This is a genomic window from Pseudoxanthomonas sp. 134C1 (assembly GCF_057773065.1).
Map to the genome: position 1 here is coordinate 798,573 of NZ_JBYMTH010000001.1, position 17,623 is coordinate 816,195.

The following is a 17,623-nucleotide window of genomic DNA, read 5'->3' on the forward strand; positions in this document are numbered from 1 at the left end:
GCCTCGGCCCACCGAACATGATGGTGGGCCGAGGCCCACCCTACAGGAAACCAAAATGGCTACCACGCTCAACCCCTCTGAAATCAGCGATCTGATCAAGAACCGCATCGAGAAGGTCAAGCTGGCCGCGGAGTCGCGCAACGAAGGCACCGTCACCAGCGTGTCCGACGGCATCGTGCGCATCTTCGGCCTGGCCGACGTGATGCAGGGCGAAATGATCGAACTGCCGAACAACACCTTCGCGCTGGCGCTGAACCTGGAGCGTGACTCCGTGGGCGCCGTGGTGCTGGGTGACTACGAACATCTGCGCGAAGGCGACGTCGCCAAGACCACCGGCCGCATCCTGGAAGTGCCGGTGGGCCGCGAACTGCTCGGCCGCGTGGTCAACGCGCTGGGCGAGCCGATTGACGGCAAGGGCCCGATCGACGCCAAGCAGACCGCGCCGGTGGAGCGCGTCGCTCCGGGCGTGATCTGGCGCAAGTCGGTCGACCAGCCGGTGCAGACCGGTTACAAGTCGGTCGACGCGATGATCCCGATCGGCCGCGGCCAGCGCGAGCTGATCATCGGCGACCGCCAGACCGGCAAGACCGCGATGGCCATCGACGCCATCATCAACCAGAAGGGCACCGGCATTAAGTGCGTGTACGTGGCGATCGGCCAGAAGGCTTCGTCCGTCGCCAACGTCGTGCGCAAGCTGGAAGAGAACGGCGCGCTGGACCACACCATCGTCGTCGCCGCCACCGCTTCCGAGTCGGCCGCGATGCAGTACATCAGCGCCTACTCCGGCTGCACCATGGGCGAGTACTTCCTGGATCGCGGCGAAGACGCGCTGATCGTGTATGACGATCTGTCCAAGCAGGCCGTGGCCTACCGCCAGATCTCGCTGCTGCTGAAGCGCCCGCCGGGCCGCGAGGCCTACCCGGGTGACGTGTTCTATCTGCACAGCCGCCTGCTGGAGCGCGCCGCGCGCGTGTCCGAGGAGTACGTGGAGAAGTTCACCAACGGCGAAGTGAAGGGCAAGACCGGTTCGCTGACCGCGCTGCCGATCATCGAGACCCAGGCCGGCGACGTGTCCGCGTTCGTGCCAACCAACGTCATCTCGATCACCGACGGCCAGATCTTCCTGGAAACCGACCTGTTCAACGCCGGTATCCGTCCCGCCGTCAACGCCGGTATCTCGGTGTCGCGCGTCGGTGGCGCCGCCCAGACCAAGATCATCAAGAAGCTGTCCGGCGGCATCCGCATCTCGCTGGCGCAGTACCGCGAGCTGGCGGCATTCGCACAGTTCGCCTCGGACCTGGACGAAGCCACCCGCAAGCAGCTGGAGCGTGGCCAGCGCGTCACCGAGCTGATGAAGCAGAAGCAGTACGCGCCGATGCCCATCGCGCTGCAGGCGTTGTCGATCTACGCCGTCAACGAGGGTTACATCGACGACGTGCCGGTCAGCAAGATCCTGGCGTTCGAAGAAGCGCTGCACGCGCACTTCACCAACACCCAGGGCGAACTGGTCGAAACGATCAACAAGACCGGCAACTGGAACGACGACATCGAAGGTGCCTTCAAGAAGGGCATCTCCGAGTTCAAGCAGACCGGAACCTGGTAAGAGCCGGGATTTGGGAATCGGGATTAGGGAATCGTAAGAGCGCAGAAGCGGACGGCCTGGCCGATTCCCGATTCTCCATTCCCGATTCCCGCGAGCAGAGCGAGCAGAGATGGCAGGCGGACGCGAAATCAAAACCAAGATCAAGAGCGTGCAGAACACCCGCAAGGTGACGCGCGCGCTCGAGATGGTCTCGGCTTCCAAGATCCGGAAGGCGCAGGACCGCATGAAGACCTCGCGCCCGTACGCGCGTGCGATGAAGCAGGTCATCGGCCACCTGGCCCAGGCCAACACCGACTACCAGCATCCCTTCATGGTCGAGCGGCCGGAAGTGAAGCGGGTCGGTTACATCGTCATCTCGTCGGACCGCGGTCTGGCCGGTGGCCTCAACAACAACCTGTTCCGCAAGATGCTGGGCGAAGTGCGCGGCTGGCAGGACAAGGGTGCCGAGGTCGACGTGGTCACCATCGGCCAGAAGGCGTCGGTGTTCTTCCGCCGCATCAAGGTCAACCTGGTCGGCAGCGTCTCCCACCTGGGCGACAACCCGAAGCTGGACCAGCTGATCGGCGTGATCAAGGTGATGCTGGACGCCTACACCGAAGGCCGGCTGGATCGCGTGTTCGTGGTGTACAACGGTTTCGTCAACACGATGACCCAGCGCGCCTCGTTCGACCAGCTGTTGCCGCTGCCGGCGGCGGAGACGCAGGTGGCCCACCATGATTGGGACTACATCTACGAACCCGACGCGGCGACGGTGCTGGATCATGTGATCACCCGCTATATCGAGGCGCTGGTGTACCAGTCGGTGCTGGAGAACCTGGCGTCCGAACACGCCGCGCGCATGGTGGCGATGAAGGCCGCCAGCGACAACGCGACCAAGCTGATCGGCACCCTGAACCTGGTCTACAACAAGGCCCGCCAGGCGGCGATCACCCAGGAAATTTCCGAAATCGTCAGCGGTGCGGCGGCGGTGTAGGTAGGAATGGAGATTCGGGATTAGGGATTGGGGATTCGGAAGAGCAGCGCAGCGCGCCTTTCAGGAATCCGGAATCACGAAGCCCAAATCCCGAATCACTGAAGCGACCGGCCTGGCTGGTCGAACGAATTAAATAATCGGAGCAACGAAAATGAGTCAGGGCAAGATCGTTCAGATCATCGGTGCGGTGGTTGACGTCGAATTCCCGCGCAATGAAGTGCCGAAGGTGTACGACGCGCTGAAGGTCGACAACACCGCCATCACGCTGGAAGTCCAGCAGCAGCTCGGCGACGGCGTCGTGCGCACCATCGCCCTCGGTTCCACCGACGGCCTGAAGCGCAACCTGATTGCCGTCAACACCGGCCGCGCCATCTCGGTGCCGGTGGGCAACGGCACACTGGGCCGCATCATGGACGTGCTTGGCTCGCCCATCGACGAAGCCGGTCCGGTGCAGGCCAGCGACCACTGGGAAATCCATCGCGCGGCCCCGTCGTACGAAGACCAGTCCTCGGCCAACGACCTGCTGGAAACCGGCATCAAGGTCATCGACCTGATGTGTCCGTTCGCCAAGGGCGGCAAGGTCGGCCTGTTCGGCGGCGCCGGCGTCGGCAAGACCGTCAACATGATGGAACTGATCAACAACATCGCCAAGGCGCACAGCGGTCTGTCCGTGTTCGCAGGCGTGGGCGAGCGTACCCGCGAGGGCAACGACTTCTACCACGAGATGAAGGACTCCAACGTCCTCGACAAGGTGGCGATGGTGTACGGCCAGATGAACGAGCCGCCGGGCAACCGCCTGCGCGTCGCGCTGACCGGCCTGACCATGGCCGAGTACTTCCGCGACGAGAAGGACGCGTCGGGCAAGGGCAAGGACGTGCTGCTGTTCGTCGACAACATCTACCGCTACACCCTGGCCGGTACCGAAGTGTCGGCGCTGCTGGGCCGCATGCCGTCGGCGGTGGGTTACCAGCCGACCCTGGCCGAGGAAATGGGCGTCCTGCAGGAACGCATCACCTCGACCAAGACCGGTTCGATCACCTCGATCCAGGCCGTGTACGTGCCCGCGGACGACCTGACCGACCCGTCGCCGGCGACCACCTTCGCGCACTTGGACGCGACCGTCGTGCTGTCGCGCAACATCGCTTCGCTGGGTATCTACCCGGCCGTGGACCCGCTGGACTCCACCAGCCGCCAGCTCGATCCGAACGTGATCGGCCACGAGCACTACGACACCGCCCGTCGCGTCCAGGCCACCTTGCAGAAGTACAAGGAACTGAAGGACATCATCGCGATCCTGGGCATGGACGAACTGTCCGAAGAGGACAAGCAGGCCGTGTCGCGCGCGCGCAAGATCGAGCGCTTCTTCAGCCAGCCGTTCCACGTGGCCGAAGTGTTCACCGGCTCGCCGGGCAAGTACGTCGCGCTGAAGGACACCATCCGTGGCTTCAAGGCGATTGTCGATGGCGAGTACGACCACCTGCCGGAGCAGGCGTTCTACATGGTCGGCAGCATCGAGGAAGCGGTCGAGAAGGCCAAGAAGATGGGCGCGTAAGCGTCCTCTTCTCGGGATTAGGGATTCGGGATTAGAGATTCGCAAGAGCGGGATATGTGCTGGATCGGGTGTGGGCGAGGAGGCGCTTCGGTGCTTTCCGAATCCCGAATCCCGAATCCCCAATCCCGCCTCGCGCAGCGAGGAATACCATGAGCACCATCCGTTGCGACATCGTCAGCGCCGAGCAGGAAATCTTCCACGGTGAAGCCACCCTGGTCGTCGCCACCGGCGAACTGGGCGAGCTGGGTATCGCCCCCAAGCACGCGCCGCTGATCACCCGCCTGAAGCCGGGCAAGGTGGTGGTGACGCTGCCGAGCGGCGAGCACCTGGACTTCGCCATCTCCGGCGGCATCCTGGAAGTGCAGCCGCAGGTCGTCACCGTGCTGGCCGACACCGCGATCCGCGCGCAGGACATCGACGAAGCCTCGGTCCGCAAGGTCAAGGAAGAAGCCGAGCGCGTGCTGGCCAACAAGGATCCGAAGATGAGCGCCGAGGAAGCCCAGGCCCAGCTGGCCATGAGCATCGCCCAGCTCAGCGCGCTGGAACGCCTGCGCAAGAACCTGAAGCACTGAGCGGCTTGCGGGAATCTCCCGCGCCGTTCTCCGAAAAACGCCGGCCTAGCCGGCGTTTTTCTTTTCCGTCACAGGGAGCCGATGGCGGGCCCTTGCACGGCTGGATTGGGTATCGCCGCAGCCGGATGTCGGCGTAGTCAACGGTATACGACGTAGCGCCAGAGGAAGAAAGCGACCACCGCCAGTCCGCCTTCCACCAACGGCTTGGCCAGCCAGGCCTGCTTCAGGCCCAGGCTGGCGGCAATGGCCGCGACCAACCAGGTGCTGATCAGGGTCAGCGTCAACCAGACCACCATGAATCGCAGCAACCGGCGCCATCCCAGTTTCGGCCTGCCTTCCTGCGCGAACGTCCAGCGTCCGTTGATCCAGAAGCCGAGCAGAGCGCCGCTGACACGTCCGGCCAGGTTGGACGGGGCCGCCGGAACGCCTACCGAGGTCAGGGCCACGAACATCAGCCAGTCCAGCAGCAACTGCAGGATGCCGGCGGTGACGTAGCGGGGGGCTTGCTTCAACAGGCTCAAGATGCGTGGGCGGACTTCGGATGGCCGCCCATGCTACCCGCCATCGTGGCTTAGAATCGAGCCTCAAGGATTGTCTCCACAGGAACGCCAATGACCCATCCCCTGCACGTCATCATCCTCGCCGCCGGCGAAGGCAAGCGCATGAAATCGGCGCTGCCGAAGGTGTTGCAGCCCATCGCCGGGCGGCCGATGCTGGCCCAGGTCATCGAGGCCGCGCGGGCGCTGAATCCGGCCGGCATCCATGTGGTGTACGGGCATGGCGGCGATCAGGTGCAGGCGGCGTTCTCCGACCAGACCGATCTGCAATGGGCGCACCAGGCGCAGCAGCTCGGGACCGGGCATGCGGTGGCCCAGGCCATGCCGCAGGTGCCGGATGCCGCCAGCGTGCTGGTGCTGTACGGCGACGTGCCGCTGACCCGCGCCGAGACCCTGCAGCGCCTGCTGGCCGCGCCCGGCCGGGTCGCCGTGCTGGTGGCCGAGCCGGAAGACCCGAGCGGTTACGGGCGTATCGTGCGCGACGCCGAGGGCCGGGTCGCGGCCATCGTCGAGCACAAGGATGCCAGCGATGAACAGCGCCGCATCCGCACCATCAATACCGGCATCATCGCCGCGGAATCCACCGCGCTGCGCCGCTGGCTGTCAGCGCTGTCCAACCACAACGTCCAGGGCGAGTACTACCTGACCGACATCTTCGCTTCGGCCGCGGGTGAATTCAGTCCGGCGGAAATGGTGCTGGTCGCCGATCCCATCGAAGCCGAAGGCGCCAATGATCCCTGGCAGCTTTCGCAACTGGAACGCGCCTACCAGCTGCGCGCCGCGCGAGCGCTGTGCACGCAGGGCGCGCGCGTGCTGGACCCGTCGCGCTTCGATCAACGCGGCACCGTGAAGGTGGGCCGCGACGTCGAGATCGATGTGGACGTGATCCTGGAAGGCGAGGTCGAACTCGGGGACGGCGTTCGCATCGGCCCGTTCACCCGCCTGAAGGACGTCAGGCTCGGCGCCGGTACCGTGGTGCGCGCGCATTGCGATCTGGAAGGCGTGATCTGTGGCGATGCCGCCCAGATTGGTCCCTACGCACGCCTGCGGCCGGGCACCGTGCTGGCCGATGGCGTGCATGTCGGCAACTTCGTCGAGACCAAGAAGATCACCCTGGGCCTGGGCAGCAAGGCCAACCATCTGACCTATCTCGGCGATGCCGTCATCGGCGCGGGCGTCAACATCGGCGCGGGCACCATCACCTGCAACTACGACGGCGTCAACAAGTTCACCACCAGCATCGAGGACGGCGTGTTCGTCGGTTCCAATTCCTCGCTGGTGGCACCGGTGACGCTGGGGCGCAACGCGACCATCGGCGCGGGATCGGTGATCACCAAGAACGCACCGGCCGATCAGCTCACCGTGGCCCGTGGCCGCCAAGCCAGCATCGAGGGCTGGCAGCGCCCCAAGAAGAAATCCTGAGGGTGAGCCCCGGGCCTGCCCGGCTTGCGGGGTTTCAGGAAGCGGTGATGATTTCCGTGCAGCGGAGCAAGTTCAGCTCTACGGGAGTCCATGAACTGTCATGTGGGAGCGACGTAGGTCGCGAGCTTTTGCCGCCTGCATTCGTACCGCACAGCATGTCGGGTGTTCCGGATATCGCGACTTACGTCGCTCCCACAGGGAGAGATGGTGCGCGCGGATGCTTCAGGCGCTCGGATTGTCCGGCAACTGGATCGCCACGCATAGGCCGCCGCCTTCGCGGTTGTGCAGGGACAGGCGGCCGCCGTGGGCTTCGACGATCTCGCGGGTCAGCGCCAGGCCCAGGCCGGTGCCGTTGCGTTTGGTGGAATAAAACGGCACCAGTGCGTTCTGCAATACGGCATCATTCATGCCGCTGCCGCGATCCATCACTTCCACCCGGATCCAGTCCGGCAACCGGGTGACCTTCAGCGCCACGCCTTCCACCGCGGATCCGGATTCGTGCGCGTTCTTCAGCAGGTTGAGCAGCGCCTGCTCCAGCTGGGCCGGATCAATGCGGCTGCTCAGATCGTCGTCAGGTATCTCCAGCTGGAACGTGATCTGCCGGCGCAACCCTTCCAGCCAGGTGTTCCAGTGGATGGTCTGCAACTGCGGTTGCGGCAGCTTGGCGAAACGCGCGTAGCCCCGGATGAAGCCTTCCAGGTGGCGGGCGCGATCCTCGATGGTGGAGAAGATTTCCTCCAGTCGATCGTGGCGCCCGCGCCGGGTGAGCTCGTTGCCCGAATGCGCCAGCGAGGCGATCGGCGCGAGCGAGTTGTTGAGCTCGTGGCTGATCACGCGGATGACCTTCTTCCAGGTCATCACTTCCTGCCGGCGCAGCTCGCTGGTCAACAGGCGCAGCAACAGCAGTTCGTGGCGGCGACCGTTGAGGCGGAAGTACCGGCGTGCGAGGTGATAGACCTGTTCTTCCTCGTCGTTGTCCGCCTGGGCCACCGCGAACAGGCTGTCGCCGCCACGCGCCAGCGCCTCGCGCATTTCCACCGGTGCGGTGTCCAGCAGCGAATCGAAATTCTGTCCTTCCAGTTTCCAGCCACCATGCAGCAGCTTGCGCGCGGCGACGTTGGCGAACACCACCCGGCGCACGCCGTCGCCACCGGTAGCCAGCAGCAGCATCGCCACCGGCGTGTTCTGCACCATCGTGTCGAGCAGCAGCTCGCGCTGGACAAGACTCTGGCGCTGTTCGCGCAGCACGTCGCCCAGCTCGCCGTGCGAGGCCACCAGTCCGCCCAGTTCATCCGGGCTGTCCCAGTGGATGCCGAAGTTGTACTCGCCATCGCGATAGCTGTTCACGCTGCCGGAGAGTGCGCGGAACAGCGAGTTCATCGGCGCCAGGGCGCGCCGCACCGCCAGCATCACCAGCGGCAGGGCGATCAGGGCGGACAGCAGGAACGCCAGCCGATCATCGCCCAGCCAGCGATGCAGCAGCAGCGGCAGGCCGATGGCCACGGCCATCGAGGGCAGCAGCCACAGCAGCAGGCGACCGGCGAGTGAGCGGCGGATCATTCGCGCGGGATGCCGTAGCGGTCCATGCGCCGGTACAGCGCCTGCCGGCTCAGGCCCAGGTCGGCCGCGGCCTGGGCGATCACGCCGCCGGCCCGCGCCAGCGCGCTTTCCAGCGCCGCCTTGTCCGGTTCGTCGGCGGACGTGCTGCGCACCGGTGCGGGCCGGGGCAGGTTGAGATCGTCCGCTTCGATGCGCGAGCCCTGCGCGAGCAGGCCGGCACGCTGCATCACGTTGCGCAGTTCGCGCACGTTGCCTGGCCAGGCATGGCGCGCCAGCGCCGCACGCGCCGATTCGCCGATCGGCTTGTCGGCGGGGCGGAAGTGTTCGGCCAGGGGCAGGATGTCGCCCGGCCGCTCGGCCAGCGGCGGCAGGTTCAGTTCGATCGCGTTGAGCCGGTAGTACAGATCCTCGCGGAAGCCGCCTTCGCGGATCATCGTCGGCAGATCGGCATTGGTCGCGCTGATCACCCGCACCGTCACCCGGCGTTCGCGGTTGGAACCCAGGCGCTCGAAGCGGCCGGTCTCCAGCACGCGCAGCAGCTTCATCTGCCCGGCCAGCGGAAGGTTGCCGATTTCGTCGAGGAACAGGGTGCCGCCATCGGCCGCCTCGAACTTGCCTTCGCGCGCCTTGTTGGCGCCGGTATAGGCGCCGGCCTCGGCACCGAACAGCTCGGCTTCGATCAGCTCCGACGGCAGCGCGCCACAGTTGAGGGTCACGAACGCGCCGGCCTTCACGCTGGAATTGGCCTGGATGATCTCGGCGATCTTTTCCTTGCCGCTGCCATTGGGGCCGGTGATCAGCACCGGCAGATCCGAGCGCGCGACCTGGCAGGCCAGCGCGATCATGCGCTCGCTGGCCGGATCCTCGAACACCAGCCCGCGCAGATCGTAGCGGGCGGTCAGCTGATCGCGGCTGCGGCGTTCGCGATTGCGGCGGCGATCCAGTTCGCTGCGCGCTTCCGACAGCTCGACCAGGTTGTTGACCGTCGCCAGCAGCTTGCGGTCATCCCAGGGCTTGGCGATGTAGTCCACCGCGCCGGCCTTGATCAGGTTCACCGCCGCTTCCAGATGGGTCCACGCGGTCAGCAGGATCACCGGCAGATCCGGATGTTGCGCGCGGATCTCGGCGAACAGCGCTTCACCCTCCGCCCCCGAGGTGGTGTCGGCGGAGAAGTTCATGTCCTGGATGACCAGATCCACCGGCTCCCGCCGCAGCACGGCCAGGCCGGCCTCCGGTGATTCGGCGTGCAGGGTGGTGATGTCGTGCAGGGAAAACAGGACTTCCAGCGCGGTGCTGACGGCGCGGTTGTCGTCGATGACGAGAATGGTGGGCATGCCTATAGCCTAACCCACGGCTTGCGCGTCACGCGCTCCGGCGACACGTCGGCGGCGCGGCGCGCGGGCCAGGTGGCGGCGATTTGCGCCACCGCCATGATCGTCAGCGCCGCGCCGGCCAGCCACCACGGCGAGGCCGGTTCCGTGGTCCATGGCGCCGGCAGGCGATGGAACAGTTCGCGCGCCGCGATGGCGCCCAGGCCGACACCGGCCAGGGTGATCAGGAAATGCTCCCAGCGCACCGCGAACCGGATCTGCCGCGTGGTGGCGCCGACCGCGCGATGCAGGCTGATCCGCAGCGCACTCTGCTGCACCCACAAGTGACCGGCCACACCCAGGCTCAGCAGCGTCAGCAGCCACCAGCCGGTCGCGCAGGCGAGGGTGGTCCATCCCCAGCGGCGTTCCGCATGCAGGGTATCCAGCCGCATTCCGTCCATCCGCAGCGGCGCGGCGACCGGGTGTTCGGGATAGCGCGCGGCGAGGAAGGCATGGACCCGTCGCGCCACCGCTTCGCGTTGTTCCGGCGAGGTGCGGATCAGCAGGTGCGCCCAAGAAGCGTCGCCCGGACGCAGCGGCAGGAAGATCGCGGCGCCCGGCGTGGCGTGGCCACGGCTGCCCAGCGGCAGCGGGGCCCGTTCGACGATGCCGACGATGCGCACCGGCCGCTGCAAGCCGCTCACCGGGAGGCCCAGCGCCGACCGGCCCGGATACAGATCCTCGGCCAGCGCCCGGGTGATCACCGCGGGCAGCGCGCTGTCATCGGGGGAGCCGGGCGCCATCACCTGTTCTTCCGAATCAAGCAGGCCACGGCCGGCGCTCAGCCGCAGGCCGAGCGTGGCCGGCAGGCCGGCGCCGCCCATGTAGACGCTGGCGATCCGATCACGGCCGATCGGCGGGCGGTCGCCCACGGCGGCGTTCCAGGAGGTGCGCGCGTAGGGAACCTGGTTGGTCGCGATGGCGGCGTCCACGCCGGGCAGGGCGCGCAGCGCCTGCACCAACGCGGGCACGTCCACGATGGCTGCCGCGCGTCCCATCGGCGGCACCACCAGCAGCGAGGTTTCCTCGATTCCGCTCGGCGCGGTCCGCGCGCGCTGCCAGCTCGCCTGTGCCTGCCATGCCAGATAGAGCAGCAGGAAACCGACCGCGACTTCCAGCACGAGCAGCGTCGCCAGGCCGCGGTGCCGGCACAACAACAGGAGCGGGAGTCGACACAGGGAACGAATGTCCATGGTTCACCCGGCGGAAGAAGACTCCCCGCCGGCAGGCGGGGAGTCGAAGGGCTGGCAGGTAGGAGGGATCAGGCGCTGCGGGTGGCCACCGCCGGCGGCACCGAGGCCGCGCGCATGGCGGGACCCAGCACCGATATCTGGCCCAGCAACCACAGCAGCACCGCGCCCACCGGCAGGTAGTACAGCGGCAACCGCGCCAGCTCGTACTTGCCCATGAGCATCTGGTTGATGCCGTAGGCCAGCGCCATGCCGATGACGATGCCCAGCGAGGCCAGCAGGAAGTTCTCGGTCTGGAAGTAGCGCAGGATCTGCCGCCGGGTCGCGCCCAGCGCACGGCGCACGCCGATCTGCTTGGAACGCTGCTGCACCCAGAAGCTGGCCAGCCCAACGATGCCCAGCGCGGTCACGATCAGCAGTGCCACGCACACCGCCACCAGCAGCCAGGCCATCGAGCGATCCTGCCGGTAGAATCCCTCGCGCATTTCCTCGATGGTGTCCTGCTCCAGGATGATGCGGTTCGGATTGTTCTTCTGCAGCACGGCCACCGCCGCCTTCAGCACTTCGGCGCGGCGTTCCGGATCGGTGCGAATCAGGAAATGCCCACCCACGCTGTAGGGCACGCGGATCGGAAAGATCATCGAGTACTCGTATGCGGTCGGTCCACCCTGTTCGCTTGGGCGCACCAGATGTTCGACGATGCCGATGATCTTGATGGGCTCATCGCCCCAGCTGTAGAACGTCTTGCCCAGCGCGTCACCATTCGGATACAGGGCATTGGCCATGCTGCGGGTGATGATCACCGATGGGATGTTGCCCGGCGTATCGGGCTTGTTCAACGTTTCCCAGTCGATGAATTCGTCGTTGTTGAACTGGCGCCCGGCCACCAGGTTCAGGCCCAGCGTGTCAACCAACTGGTCATCGGCCATGTAGACCGTGGCATTGAGGTTCTGGTGCGTCTGTCCCTGGGTCAGGCGGACACTGCTGTTCCAGGAGCTGTTGTTGAACGCCACCTGGTTGGTCGCCGAAGCGGCCTTCACGCCAGGAATGGAACGCAGGGCGGCCAGGTCGGTCCTGGTCAGTGCCTGGGCATTGTCGTCGCGGCCGATACCGGTCAGCTGGACACGCACGATTTCCTTCTCGGCCAGGCCGCTGACGCGGTCCATGCGTTCGAGCCGTCCGTTGATCAGGAACAGGGCGTTGCAGATGATCGCGCAGCTGAGCGCGATCTCGATGACGATCAGCGCGGCGGCGGTCTTGTGCCGACGCAGCGCGGTGAAGATGGGGCGGATATCCATGAGGTGTGCTCCGGGAAAGTTGCCGTTCCGGCCGTGGCGCGCGGGAGAGAGAGCTACCGCGCGTCCATCGGCCGGAGCGGCCACTGGATCATTGGGATTTGAGCTGGATGGCCGGGGTCACCTGGCAGGCGCGCCAGGCGGGCAGCAGGCCCGCCAGCACGCTGGCCAGAATCGCCAGGCCGAACGTGGTCAGCAGCATCACCGGGTCCAGATGCGCCAGTTCGGCGTAGCTGGCCGGCTGTTGGCGCACCGCCCACAGGCCCAGCAGGGCAAGTCCCAATCCAAGCACGCCGCCGGCCAGGCCGATGGTGCCGGCCTCCACCAGCGCCTGGGTGAAGATCGCTCCCTTGGAGGCGCCCAGGGCGCGGCGCACGCCGATCTCACTGGAGCGACGCATGAACTTGGCCAACAGCAGGCCCACCGTGTTGATCAGGCACACCAGCAGGAAACCGAATGCCAGCCAGGTCTGCAGGCGCACATCGCTGGGTACGACCTTCTTGTAGTCCAGCCATTCCATCACGCTGCGCAGGCGCACATTGGTGGGCCGTTCGAAGCGACCGGCGCGGCGCTGCTGATCGGAGTAGTTCGTCAGGTACTGCCGGTAGGCATCCACCTTTTCCGGCGAATCCAACTGCACCCAGTACTGCATCCAGGTGCAAGGCGCGTTGACGCCGGTCTCGTCGCCCTGGCTGTCACCCCAGCAGTTCATCGAACCGTTGCGGCCCAGTTTCATGCTCACGGCGGTCGAGAACGGCAGGAATGCCTGTTCCACCTCGCCATAACGGTCGCTGTTCAAATCATAGAAGCGTGGAGTCGGGCGCCAGTCCTCCAGCACGCCGATCACCCGGAACTCGTTCTGATCGATGCGTACCGACTTGCCGACGCTGTTGCCGCCGTCAAACAACTTGTCGTTGAGCTTCTTGGAGATCACGGCCACGCGGGCGCGGGCATCGTCTTCCTTGCCGGTCCAGCCGTTGCCGAAGGCGAACGGGGCATCGAACATCGCGAAGAAGTCGGCCGAGGTGTAGCGCGCGTCCACCACGAATGGTGACAGGCCCTGTTTCTCCGGTTCGATGCTGATGCCGCCACCGGTCATCAATGCCTGGCGATCGCCTTTTTTCTCGCGCAGAAGCGCTTCCGCGTCGAAACGGGTGACTTGATCATCCGGTTCTTCGCCGGCGACGTAGCCATCCATGCCCTGCGGATCCATCTGTGGAAGGAACAGGGTCTGGCTGCGGCCCGGCATCGGGTCGCCGGACAGGATGTAGAACACGGTCAGGGTGGTCATGCTGGCGCCGATGCCCAGCGCGATGGCCAGCACCATCAGCGCGGTCAGCACCTTGTTGCGCCTGAAGCTGCGCAGGGCGAGCTGGAAGTAGTAACGGAACATGGTCAGTTCCTCAGGCCTGGGCGGGAGCGAGGTTGACGTCCAGGCCCACCGTGGAAATCAGGCGCGGCTCGGTGGTCAGATCGGTGGCGGCGCCATCGACGATGTGCACGTTGCGCTGCGCGCGCGCGGCCAGTTCCGGATCGTGGGTCACCATGATGATGGTGGTGCCCTGGCTGTTGATTTCCTCCAGCAGCTCCATTACCCCGCGCGCCATCTGCGAGTCCAGGTTGCCGGTCGGTTCGTCCGCCAGCAGCAGCTTGGGCGTGCCGGCCAGGGCGCGCGCGATGGCTGCGCGCTGCTGCTGGCCGCCGGACAGTTCGGACGGGTAGTGCTTCATGCGCGAGCCCAGGCCCACCCGGGTCAGCGCATCCTCGATGCGCTGCTTGCGCTCGGCGGCGCTCATGCCGCGGTAGCGCAGCGGAACGTCGACGTTGTCGAACAGGTTCAGGTCCGGAATCAGGTTGAAGCTCTGGAAGATGAAACCGATCTTCTGGTTGCGCAGCTTGCTGCGCGCGTCATCCGACAACCCGCTCACGTCCTGGCCGTCCAGGGTGTACTGGCCGCCGGTGAAGGTCTCCAGCAGGCCGGCGATGTTGAGGAACGTGGTCTTGCCCGAGCCCGACGGGCCGGTCACCGCGACGAACTCGCCCTCGCGGACGTGCAGGTCGAGGGAGCGCAGCGCGTGCGTCTCCACCTGGGAAGTGCGGTAGACCTTGGAAACCGAACGCATCTCGAGCATGGCGAAGTCCTTCTGGTGTGTGCGAAGCATGGAAGTCTGGGGATACGACGAATTGCGGGTACGAAAGCGGAAAAACGGAAGAAGCGATTCGGGAAATCAGTTGATCGAGACCCGCTCGGCGTCGCCGAACTGGTCGCTGCCGGAGACCACGACCTTGTCGCCCGGCTTCAGGCCACTGATGATCTCCACCGCGCTCAGGCTGCTCACGCCCATCTCCACCGGGCGGCGCACCGCCGAGTTGCCGTCCATCACGTAGGCGTAGCGGCCGCCGGACTGTTCGACGAACGGGCCGCGCTCGACCATCAACACATTGCGGCGGGTATCCATCAGGATGCGCGCGCTCATGCGTTGGCTCTGACGCAGGCCCGGCGGCTGCTTGTCGCTGAAGCGGATGCGCGCGTTGACCTCGCCGTTCACCACTTCCGGCGACACCGCCGAAATCTCGCCCGGATACGGCTGGCCGTTGCTGGTCAGCTGGGCGGGCATGCCAATCGCCAGATCGCGGGCGAAGCTTTCCGGCACCTTGATCTCCACTTCGAACTTGGACAGATCGACCACGCTCATCACCGGTGCGTTGATCGCCACGTTGGAGCGCTGCACCGCCTGCACCTGGCCGACCTGGCCATCGAACGGCGAGCGCAGGGTCAGCGCGTCGACCTGGCGCTGCACCTCGGCGACGATGGAACGCTGCCGGTCGGCCATCAGCTGCTTGTTGCGCGCATCCAGACTGGCGCCCTGGCCCTGCAGGTTGACGTCCTTGCGCGCGTGGTCCATTGCGATCTCGGTCTTGCGCAGATCGTCCTTGGCCTTGGCCACATCGATCTGCGGCACCGCGCCACCGTTGAAGCCGCGCTCGTAGCGTTCCAGGTCGCGCTGGGCGGCCTGGCGATCGATGTCGGCCTGATCCAGCGCCTTCTGCGCATTGGCGCGGGTCACCGCGGCATCCAGGGTGGCGCGGCTGGCCTCGGCCTCCAGGCCGGCCAGCGCCGCCTGTTCCTGCGCCAGCTTGCTGCGCAGTTCCGGGCTGTCGATTTCGGCCAGGACCTGGCCCTTGGTCACCTTGTCGCCGGCCACCACCTTCAGGGTCACCACGCCGCTGGCGATGGCGTACAGGGTCGGGCTGTTGGAGGCGATGAGGCGGCCGTCGGCGGAGATGTCCCGCACCAGGTCACCGCGCTTGACCTCGGCGATGCGCACCCGCGCGCCGTCGAAGGACCGGCTGCCACCGACCCAGCCGCGTACGGCGAATCCGATGACCAGCAGCAGGGCCAGACCACCGGCGGCCGGCAGCAGCCAGCGCTTCCACGGCGGCGCGGCGGTGGCGGTGGGGCTGCTGCCCAGGGGGCGGTCTTGCGCGGAGGTGTCCCGAATCATCGATGGCATGCGTTTATTGGGAAGACGCCCCATCAATGCAGAATGCGTGCCAATCGCAACTGTTTGATTTGAAAGGGGGATAGGGGCGTCGGAACGGTGTCCGGGTGTCCGCGGACACCGGCGCGGACACTGTCCGTTCTGTCCACCCCCGTTACAATCAGGACCCGTTTTGACTCAGGTGGACAAAACTCTATGTGCGGGATTGTGGGAGCGATCGCCGATCGCGACGTGGTACCGGTACTCATCGAGGGACTGAAGCGGCTGGAATACCGCGGCTATGACTCCGCCGGCATCGCCGTGGTCGAGCAGAAGGACGTGCGCCGGGTGCGTCGCACCGGCCGGGTGTCGGAGATGGAGAACGCCGCCGCCGCCGAAGGCTTCAACGCCAGCCTGGGCATCGGCCACACCCGCTGGGCGACCCACGGCGGGGTCACCGAGGCCAACGCCCACCCGCACATCAGCCACGGCGTGGCGCTGGTGCACAACGGCATCATCGAGAACCACGAGGAACAGCGCGAGAAGCTGCGCGCGCTGGGCTACGAATTCGAGTCGCAGACCGATACCGAAGTCATCGCCCACCTGATGCACCACCACCTCAAGGGCGGCGACGATCTGCTCACCGCGCTGCAGCGCACGGTCAAGGAACTCACCGGCGCCTACGCGCTGGCCGTGGTCAGCCGCAAGGAACCCGAGCGCATGGTCTGCGCCCGCATGGGCTGTCCGCTGCTGATCGGCCTGGGCGAGGGCGAGAACTTCATCGCCTCGGACGTGTCGGCGATCATCCAGGCCACCCGCCGCGTGATCTTCCTGGAAGAGGGCGACACCGCCGAAGTCACCCGCCAGGCCGTGCACGTGTTCGACGGCAACGACCAGCCGGTCGAGCGCGACGTGCACGTCTCCGACGTGTCGCTGGCCTCGCTGGAACTGGGCCCGTACCGCCACTTCATGCAGAAGGAAATCCACGAGCAGCCGCGCGCCATCGCCGACACCATCGAGGCGGTCATCGACGGCGGCTTCCTGCCCACCCTGTTCGGCGCCAACGCCGAGGCGGTGCTCAAGGACATCGAGGGCGTGCAGATCCTCGCGTGCGGCACCAGCTACTACGCCGGCATGACCGCGCGCTACTGGATCGAAGCCATCGCCGGCCTGCCGTGCAGCGTGGAAATCGCCAGCGAGTACCGCTACCGCGCCGCGTACGCCAATCCGAAACACCTGATCGTCACCATCTCCCAGTCCGGTGAAACGCTGGACACGATGGAAGCGCTGAAGTACGCCAAGTCGCTGGGCCACCGGCACAGCCTCTCCATCTGCAACGTGCCCGAGAGCGCCATCCCGCGCGCCAGCGAACTGGTCTGCTACACCCGCGCCGGCGCGGAAATCGGCGTGGCCTCCACCAAGGCCTTCACCACCCAGCTGGCCGCGCTGTTCCAGTTGACCGTCGTGCTGGGCAAGCTGCACGGCAAGGTCACCGCGGAACAGGAAGCCGACTATCTGGAACAGCTGCGTCACCTGCCCGGAAGCGTGCAGCACGCGCTCAACCTGGAACCGCAGATCGCCGCGTGGGCAGAACGCTTCGCGCCCAAGTCCGACGCGCTGTTCCTCGGCCGCGGCCTGCATTACCCCATCGCACTGGAAGGCGCGCTCAAGCTCAAGGAAATCTCCTACATCCACGCCGAGGCCTATCCGGCCGGCGAACTCAAGCACGGCCCGCTGGCACTGGTCGACGCCGACATGCCGGTCGTCGTCATCGCCCCCAACGACACCCTGCTGGAGAAGGTCAAATCCAACATGCAGGAAGTCCGCGCCCGTGGCGGCGAGCTGTTCGTTTTCGCCGATCAGGACAGCAACTTCACCGAATCCGAAGGCGTGCATGTCATCCGCACTCCGCGCCACACCGGCGTGCTGAGTCCGGTGGTGCACACCATCCCCGTCCAGTTGCTGGCGTACCACACCGCGCTGGCGCGAGGGACGGACGTGGACAAGCCACGGAACCTGGCGAAGTCGGTGACGGTGGAGTGAAAAA

The 17,623-nt window shown here is 66.2% G+C and carries 14 protein-coding genes; 6 read left to right on the forward strand and 8 right to left on the reverse strand.

The window, feature by feature from the left end:
• Positions 1–55: 55 nt before the first annotated feature.
• The 4 genes from atpA (at position 56) to AC3DEZ_RS03560 (ending at position 4,700) form a co-directional block, all read left to right on the forward strand.
• Positions 56–1,603 (forward strand): F0F1 ATP synthase subunit alpha, encoded by a 1,548-nt coding sequence (gene atpA, locus AC3DEZ_RS03545; RefSeq protein WP_488386975.1) that lies wholly within the window; start codon positions 56–58, stop codon positions 1,601–1,603.
• Positions 1,604–1,712: 109 nt separating this feature from the next.
• Complete coding sequence (atpG, locus tag AC3DEZ_RS03550; RefSeq protein ID WP_488386976.1) at positions 1,713–2,576, forward strand: F0F1 ATP synthase subunit gamma; 864 nt, start codon at positions 1,713–1,715, stop codon at positions 2,574–2,576.
• 151 nt (positions 2,577–2,727) lie between these two features.
• Positions 2,728–4,128 (forward strand): F0F1 ATP synthase subunit beta, encoded by a 1,401-nt coding sequence (atpD, locus tag AC3DEZ_RS03555; RefSeq protein ID WP_447104423.1) that lies wholly within the window; start codon positions 2,728–2,730, stop codon positions 4,126–4,128.
• Between the two features lie 149 nt (positions 4,129–4,277).
• On the forward strand, positions 4,278–4,700 hold the full coding sequence (locus AC3DEZ_RS03560; protein ID WP_141454320.1) for a F0F1 ATP synthase subunit epsilon: 423 nt from the start codon (positions 4,278–4,280) through the stop codon (positions 4,698–4,700).
• Positions 4,701–4,837: 137 nt separating this feature from the next.
• Here the strand turns inward: AC3DEZ_RS03560 and AC3DEZ_RS03565 are convergent, their stop codons facing one another.
• Positions 4,838–5,221, reverse strand: coding sequence for a GtrA family protein (locus AC3DEZ_RS03565; RefSeq protein ID WP_447104424.1), 384 nt, complete (start codon positions 5,219–5,221; stop codon positions 4,838–4,840).
• A 90-nt stretch (positions 5,222–5,311) separates the two neighbouring features.
• On the opposite strand from AC3DEZ_RS03565, the gene glmU reads away from it, so the two are divergent.
• Entirely contained in the window at positions 5,312–6,679 is a 1,368-nt protein-coding gene (gene glmU / locus AC3DEZ_RS03570) for a bifunctional UDP-N-acetylglucosamine diphosphorylase/glucosamine-1-phosphate N-acetyltransferase GlmU (RefSeq protein WP_488386977.1), read from the forward strand.
• Between the two features lie 222 nt (positions 6,680–6,901).
• Here the strand turns inward: glmU and AC3DEZ_RS03575 are convergent, their stop codons facing one another.
• The 7 genes from AC3DEZ_RS03575 to AC3DEZ_RS03605 form a co-directional block, all read right to left on the reverse strand.
• A complete protein-coding gene (locus tag AC3DEZ_RS03575) occupies positions 6,902–8,239 on the reverse strand; it encodes a sensor histidine kinase (protein ID WP_488386978.1) in 1,338 nt (445 codons plus the stop codon).
• Entirely contained in the window at positions 8,236–9,573 is a 1,338-nt protein-coding gene (locus AC3DEZ_RS03580; RefSeq protein WP_488386979.1) for a sigma-54-dependent transcriptional regulator, read from the reverse strand. Before AC3DEZ_RS03580 ends, AC3DEZ_RS03575 begins: the two co-directional genes overlap by 4 nt.
• Before the next feature lie 2 nt (positions 9,574–9,575).
• Complete coding sequence (locus tag AC3DEZ_RS03585) at positions 9,576–10,802, reverse strand: FtsX-like permease family protein (protein ID WP_488386980.1); 1,227 nt, start codon at positions 10,800–10,802, stop codon at positions 9,576–9,578.
• Positions 10,803–10,870: 68 nt separating this feature from the next.
• On the reverse strand, positions 10,871–12,097 hold the full coding sequence (locus tag AC3DEZ_RS03590; RefSeq protein ID WP_488386981.1) for an ABC transporter permease: 1,227 nt from the start codon (positions 12,095–12,097) through the stop codon (positions 10,871–10,873).
• An 88-nt stretch (positions 12,098–12,185) separates the two neighbouring features.
• Positions 12,186–13,487 (reverse strand): ABC transporter permease, encoded by a 1,302-nt coding sequence (locus AC3DEZ_RS03595; protein WP_488386982.1) that lies wholly within the window; start codon positions 13,485–13,487, stop codon positions 12,186–12,188.
• A gap of 10 nt (positions 13,488–13,497) precedes the next feature.
• Positions 13,498–14,226, reverse strand: a complete 729-nt coding sequence (locus AC3DEZ_RS03600) for an ABC transporter ATP-binding protein (RefSeq protein ID WP_488387046.1) — start codon at positions 14,224–14,226, stop codon at positions 13,498–13,500.
• A 96-nt stretch (positions 14,227–14,322) separates the two neighbouring features.
• The gene (locus AC3DEZ_RS03605) at positions 14,323–15,600 is read right to left on the reverse strand and encodes an efflux RND transporter periplasmic adaptor subunit (protein ID WP_488387047.1); all 1,278 of its coding nucleotides are present in this window, start codon (positions 15,598–15,600) and stop codon (positions 14,323–14,325) included.
• A gap of 192 nt (positions 15,601–15,792) precedes the next feature.
• Here AC3DEZ_RS03605 and glmS point away from each other — a divergent pair, with 192 nt between their 5' ends.
• Entirely contained in the window at positions 15,793–17,619 is a 1,827-nt protein-coding gene (gene glmS / locus AC3DEZ_RS03610; RefSeq protein ID WP_488386983.1) for a glutamine--fructose-6-phosphate transaminase (isomerizing), read from the forward strand.
• The last annotated feature ends 4 nt before the right edge of the window (positions 17,620–17,623 follow it).

What these genes read in the sequence shown, in the direction of transcription:
- atpA (WP_488386975.1), top strand. Translation starts at nt 56, where the DNA reads ATGGCTACCACGCTCAACCCCTCTGAAATCAGCGATCTGATCAAGAAC.
- atpG (WP_488386976.1), top strand. Translation starts at nt 1,713, where the DNA reads ATGGCAGGCGGACGCGAAATCAAAACCAAGATCAAGAGCGTGCAGAAC.
- atpD (WP_447104423.1), top strand. Translation starts at nt 2,728, where the DNA reads ATGAGTCAGGGCAAGATCGTTCAGATCATCGGTGCGGTGGTTGACGTC.
- AC3DEZ_RS03560 (WP_141454320.1), top strand. Translation starts at nt 4,278, where the DNA reads ATGAGCACCATCCGTTGCGACATCGTCAGCGCCGAGCAGGAAATCTTC.
- glmU (WP_488386977.1), top strand. Translation starts at nt 5,312, where the DNA reads ATGACCCATCCCCTGCACGTCATCATCCTCGCCGCCGGCGAAGGCAAG.
- AC3DEZ_RS03575 (WP_488386978.1), bottom strand. Translation starts at nt 8,239, where the DNA reads ATGATCCGCCGCTCACTCGCCGGTCGCCTGCTGCTGTGGCTGCTGCCC.
- AC3DEZ_RS03580 (WP_488386979.1), bottom strand. Translation starts at nt 9,573, where the DNA reads ATGCCCACCATTCTCGTCATCGACGACAACCGCGCCGTCAGCACCGCG.
- AC3DEZ_RS03585 (WP_488386980.1), bottom strand. Translation starts at nt 10,802, where the DNA reads ATGGACATTCGTTCCCTGTGTCGACTCCCGCTCCTGTTGTTGTGCCGG.
- AC3DEZ_RS03590 (WP_488386981.1), bottom strand. Translation starts at nt 12,097, where the DNA reads ATGGATATCCGCCCCATCTTCACCGCGCTGCGTCGGCACAAGACCGCC.
- AC3DEZ_RS03595 (WP_488386982.1), bottom strand. Translation starts at nt 13,487, where the DNA reads ATGTTCCGTTACTACTTCCAGCTCGCCCTGCGCAGCTTCAGGCGCAAC.
- AC3DEZ_RS03600 (WP_488387046.1), bottom strand. Translation starts at nt 14,226, where the DNA reads ATGCTCGAGATGCGTTCGGTTTCCAAGGTCTACCGCACTTCCCAGGTG.
- AC3DEZ_RS03605 (WP_488387047.1), bottom strand. Translation starts at nt 15,600, where the DNA reads ATGATTCGGGACACCTCCGCGCAAGACCGCCCCCTGGGCAGCAGCCCC.
- glmS (WP_488386983.1), top strand. Translation starts at nt 15,793, where the DNA reads ATGTGCGGGATTGTGGGAGCGATCGCCGATCGCGACGTGGTACCGGTA.